This is a genomic window from Limnofasciculus baicalensis BBK-W-15 (assembly GCF_024178385.1).
Lineage (GTDB): Bacteria > Cyanobacteriota > Cyanobacteriia > Cyanobacteriales > Coleofasciculaceae > Limnofasciculus > Limnofasciculus baicalensis.
Genome location: NZ_JAMZMM010000409.1, coordinates 1 through 4,830, shown reverse-complemented (window position 1 = coordinate 4,830; position 4,830 = coordinate 1). Strand labels below are relative to the sequence as shown.

The 4,830-nt window shown below is 40.7% G+C and carries 5 protein-coding genes; 1 reads left to right on the top strand and 4 read right to left on the bottom strand.

Features of this window, described 5'->3' with window-relative positions; translation table 11 throughout:
- Positions 1 to 29: 29 nt before the first annotated feature.
- Positions 30 to 1,070, top strand: coding sequence for a tRNA (adenosine(37)-N6)-threonylcarbamoyltransferase complex transferase subunit TsaD (gene tsaD / locus NJ959_RS25510; RefSeq protein ID WP_254014566.1), 1,041 nt, complete (start codon positions 30 to 32; stop codon positions 1,068 to 1,070).
- A 153-nt stretch (positions 1,071 to 1,223) separates the two neighbouring features.
- Here the strand turns inward: tsaD and NJ959_RS25505 are convergent, their stop codons facing one another.
- From NJ959_RS25505 to NJ959_RS25490, 4 genes are all read right to left on the bottom strand, one after another.
- Positions 1,224 to 1,796 carry a Uma2 family endonuclease gene (locus NJ959_RS25505; protein WP_254014565.1) on the bottom strand — a complete coding sequence of 191 codons (573 nt, stop codon included), beginning with the start codon at positions 1,794 to 1,796 and terminating at the stop codon, positions 1,224 to 1,226.
- Entirely contained in the window at positions 1,793 to 2,068 is a 276-nt protein-coding gene (locus NJ959_RS25500) for a hypothetical protein (RefSeq protein WP_254014564.1), read from the bottom strand. Before NJ959_RS25500 ends, NJ959_RS25505 begins: the two co-directional genes overlap by 4 nt.
- A gap of 216 nt (positions 2,069 to 2,284) precedes the next feature.
- A complete protein-coding gene (locus NJ959_RS25495) occupies positions 2,285 to 3,307 on the bottom strand; it encodes an Rpn family recombination-promoting nuclease/putative transposase (protein ID WP_254014563.1) in 1,023 nt (340 codons plus the stop codon).
- Between the two features lie 149 nt (positions 3,308 to 3,456).
- The gene (locus NJ959_RS25490; RefSeq protein ID WP_254014562.1) at positions 3,457 to 4,692 is read right to left on the bottom strand and encodes an AmpG family muropeptide MFS transporter; all 1,236 of its coding nucleotides are present in this window, start codon (positions 4,690 to 4,692) and stop codon (positions 3,457 to 3,459) included.
- Positions 4,693 to 4,830 lie beyond the last annotated feature (138 nt).

Below are 4,830 nucleotides of genomic sequence, written 5' to 3'. Positions count from 1 at the left end.
CCCCACTCCCTACTCCCCACTCCCCATCTATGGCTTGTATCCTAGCAATCGAAACTAGTTGTGATGAAACCTCAGTCGCCATTGTCCGCGATCGCAATTGTGTGAGTAATGTTGTATCATCTCAAATTGCCATCCATCGGCAATATGGCGGTATTGTGCCGGAAGTCGCCTCTCGTTCCCATGTAGAAACGATTAACGATGCGATCGCACAATCCCTAATTGATGCAAAATTAGATTGGAGTGCAATTGACGCTATCGCCACCACCTGCGCCCCCGGTTTAGTGGGTTCCCTACTCGTCGGCTTAACCGCAGCCAAAACTCTATCAATTATTCACAATAAACCTTTTCTCGGTGTTCATCATTTAGAAGGTCATATTTACGCATCTTATCTCAGTCAATCAGACTTAGAACCACCATTTTTATGTTTGCTAGTTTCTGGCGGTCATACTAGCTTGATTTATGTGAAAGATTGTGGTAAATATGAGATAATGGGAGCAACTCGTGACGATGCAGCGGGTGAAGCTTTTGATAAGGTAGGGCGATTATTGAAGTTAAGTTATCCCGGTGGTCCAATAATTGATAGACTGGCAAAAGAAGGGAATCCGAAAGCTTTTAAATTACCAGAAGGGAGGGTGTCTTTACCAAATGGTGGGTATCATCCTTATGATTCTAGTTTTAGTGGATTGAAAACGGCTGTATTAAGGTTAGTGCAGCAACTAGAGGGAGAAGGGGGAGAAATACCAGTAAAAGATATTGCGGCTAGCTTTCAGGATACAGTAGCACGAGCGCTAACGAAACGCGCGATCGCATGTGCCTTAGATTGTGGCTTGAATACCATTACTGTTGGGGGTGGGGTAGCAGCTAATAGCGAATTGAGAAAACAGATGGAAGCAGCAGGAATTACTCATAATTTGCGAGTATTATTTCCACCCATGAAATATTGTACAGATAATGCGGCCATGATTGGTTGTGCGGCGGCGGATCATTTTCAGCGGGGGCATGTTTCGCCGTTGACTTTGGGGGTGAAGTCTCGTTTGGCGATTACTGATGTGATGGAACTTTATTTGTAATTGTTGGTGTTGGGTTAGTGTTTTTTTTAACGTAAAGGTACGCAAAGGTGAGCGCAAAGTTGGCGCTTCGCTACACTACGTGAACGCAAAGGGTTGTTTGTGATTTTTTGGCAGGATTTGAGATAAGGGATGATAATTTTTACCATCTAAGCTTCATAATCCCCGTTTAAATGCTTTAAGTGCCTCAACTTTAGAAGCCATCATTAGACACCTAGAGAGTAGGTTAATATCCAAATCATGGAGTACTTCAGACTGCTCGATTTGTTGGTATCCAGATTCGTCTAAGTGGTATAGTTTTAACAGGCCATCCTCCCAAAACCAGACTTCAGGAACACCTAAAACTTGATAGCGATTTAATTTGCGCTCACTACCACTAGTAAAAATAACTTCAATAGCAAGATTAGGAGTAGTAGATGTTGAGCTACCAATAGCAAAAGATTCATCAGCTTGTGCTGAAACTTCATCTTCTTTTTCTTGAGTACAGCTACCCAATGGATTGAACTCGATTTCTTTCTCCAGAAAATAAATGATTAGTAACCCTGTAATCATACGGCTGATTGATTCATGATCTGGGGAAACTGTCAAGATTTCAACCTCTCCTTTGTAGTAAGCTAGGCGCACTCCAGGTGAGTCAGCAAATATCTCTTGTAGTAATTTAAACTTTTGCCAGTTTATACTAGAGTGGACTAGCCGTTGATCTTTTGGTTTGTCTAAGATATAAGTCATGGTGTAAGCTCAGGAAGTTTTTTGAACTTTTTGTTTTCTAGAGGAAACTGTCCGATAACGCGATCGCTAAATGGTACTGCATTCCCCAGGGTTCTATTCTCTGCCCACACAACAGCAAATTCTTCCGTCATACTGTTTAGGGGTTTTGCTGGTTCCTCAACTCCAAGCGGCTTTTCTATTACAATTTTACCTTTCTTTTTCTCTGGGTGATAACTTTCTGTTGTTAGATACAAGTGAGTCGTGTTATTTTTGATTACTCTTTTAATAGGCATGACAATTTATCCGATCTAAATTTTATGTTCTCTGTAATTTTTGGCTATTTTAGTGCTGGCGAATCCACTCATCCCAACCTCCCATTATATCGTAACGCTAGTTTGAGTAGATCCCCCTAAATCCCCCTTTTTAAGGGGGATTTAGGGGGATCCCTTCCCAAGTCAACTTTGTAGAAGCGAATAACTGTCGCAAAAATAGATTAAATCGGGATTACTTTAGCCAGAATACTCTTCCAGCCATTTCAGTAAATCTTCAATACTAGAAAAATCCCACATCGCCTCTTCTAAACGTGCCAAATCTTGAGTGTTTAATCCTTCAATTAAAATAATCGCTGCCGGATTTAATTCACCCAGACGGCGCTGAAGTTGTCGCACGAATACCATTCTTTCCCCTTGAATTATCCCTTGAATTATCCCTTGCTCTATCCCCTCTTCTATTCCCTGTTCTATTCCTTCTGCTATTCCTTCTGCTATTCCTTCTGCTCTTCCTTCTGCTCTTCCTTCTGCTCTTCCTTCTTCTTTAGCTTCCTTTTTCGCAAAAGTTATTTCACCACGCCTATCTTCCATCAAGATTTCCTCTTTCTGTAACTCCTCCAATTCTGCAACAGTCAAACCCGCCCGATTCGCTATATTCATCGCTTTTTCTATCTGGGGTATCTCCCTAATTTTGTCAGGAATTACTTCTAAGCTTGGTGCTTCTTTGAGAAAATAAATCCACTTGTCTGCCGGACTTTCTAAATCTTCCAACTTCTTAGTAAACTTGGGCAATTCCACAAATACCAGTTTTAACTGCTTCTCTTGATAGGAAATCTTTTCTTCTTCCTCTTGAAAGTGAAAACGGGTGATTATTTTGTCTGTGCCTGAAAATAGCTCGAAATCTGTGATGGTTAAAGCAATCACAGGATTGAGATAGGAATATCCTTGTCCTGACTTGAGCTGATTGACGTAGGTTTTGCACAAGTTATAAATTACCCGCTTCTCGAAAGCTTCCACATTCCAGACTTGCATCTCAATGATGACGGTAGTTTCATCTGCTAATACTGCCTTCACATCTAGATAGCTATCTTTTAAATCCACCACATTTGCCGGGTTATAAGGGTCGATAATTTCTAAACTCTTGATTACCTGATTCCCTGAGTATATGATGGCATTGAGGAAGGAAATCAGGATATCGTGACTCTCATCTGAGGCAAAGATTTTCTTGAAGGCGAAATCGGTTTTGGGGCTAATGAATCTCATATTGCTATAAAGGTAATGTCTTTACCTTTATCATAACTTAATTTCATTAAAGCTCGTGCTAATACCAAGTTATTCAAACAATACTAGATATAAAAAATCCCCCTAACTGGGATTTAGGGGGAATCGTCTTTAACAAAACACTCTAGCCCCTAATCATCCCAACCTGATGTATTTGTAGAATTAGTATTTGTAGAATTAGGATCGGCATTCCAAGGTGCAAATAGTGGTAACAAAAGCAATCCTGGTATAGCAGCAATGATACTAATCATGAAAAACACAGACCAACCAGTAGATTTTGCTATTTGCCCAGATGGTGCTACCAAGATATCCCGACTCACAGCCATAAAACTGGAAAGTAAAGCATACTGAGTAGCAGTAAATCGATGATTACAAAGACTCATCATAAAGGCAACAAAGGCAGCAGTGCCTAATCCAGAACAGAAATTCTCAACATTGATAGTTAAAACTAAAGCAGAATAGTTTTTGCCAGCTCCAGCTAACATCCAGTAGGCTAAGTTACTGACTGCTTGCAAAATACCAAATACCCAAAGGGAACGATTAATACCGATTTGACTGAGAATTGCTCCACCCGCTAAAGTACCAACAATAGTTGCGATTAATCCCATACCTGTCTGAATTGTACCGATATCAGTTTGGGTAAAACCAATATCAAGTAAAAAAGGTGTGGATAAACTGCTAAGTAGGGCATCCCCAAATTTATAGAGGATAATAAATACTAGAATGAAAGCACCCTGAATGAAACCAGATCTCTCGAAGAATTCCTTAAAAGGAAGTATCACAGCATCAGCTAAAGATTCAGGTGGACGAAGATCTTTTGGTTTTGGTGCAAAAATTGAAGTAGCTAATCCTACCAACATCAAGACAGACATGAGGAGGTAAACCATCTGCCAGGGAATACGATCTGCTAAAATTAAACCGAAAGATCCAGCGACAATTAGAGCAATCCGATACCCTAAAACAAATACCCCTGCACCTGCACCCATTTCTCTTTCTTCGAGAATATCTGTGCGGTAAGCATCAGCAGCAATATCTTGGGTGGCACTAAAAAAAGCAATGAATATCGCATTAATTGCAAAAAATTGTAGTGCTTCACCGGGATTTTGCAAAGCCATACCTGCGATCGCTAATAATAACCCGCCTTGGGCTAAAAGCATCCAACCTTGCCGCCGCCCTAGAAATGGTGGTATATATCGATCTAGTAATGGCGACCAAATAAATTTGAGTGAGTAAGGTATACCGACTAGGCTAAACCAGCCAATTGCCGCCAAATCCACTCCCTCTATCTTCATCCATGCTTGTAATGTCTTATTAGTTAAGAAGAAGGGTAAGCCGGAGGAAAAGCCCAAAAATAATAGGGCTGTCATCTTGCGGCTTTGAAAAACTTTGAGAGAGTTAAGAGACGACTGTATTATGTCCACGCAGTTTAGAAAGACTAATATTGCATCTTGTTATATTGCCATATATGGAACCATTTTTTCACCCCACTCCCCACTCCCCACTCC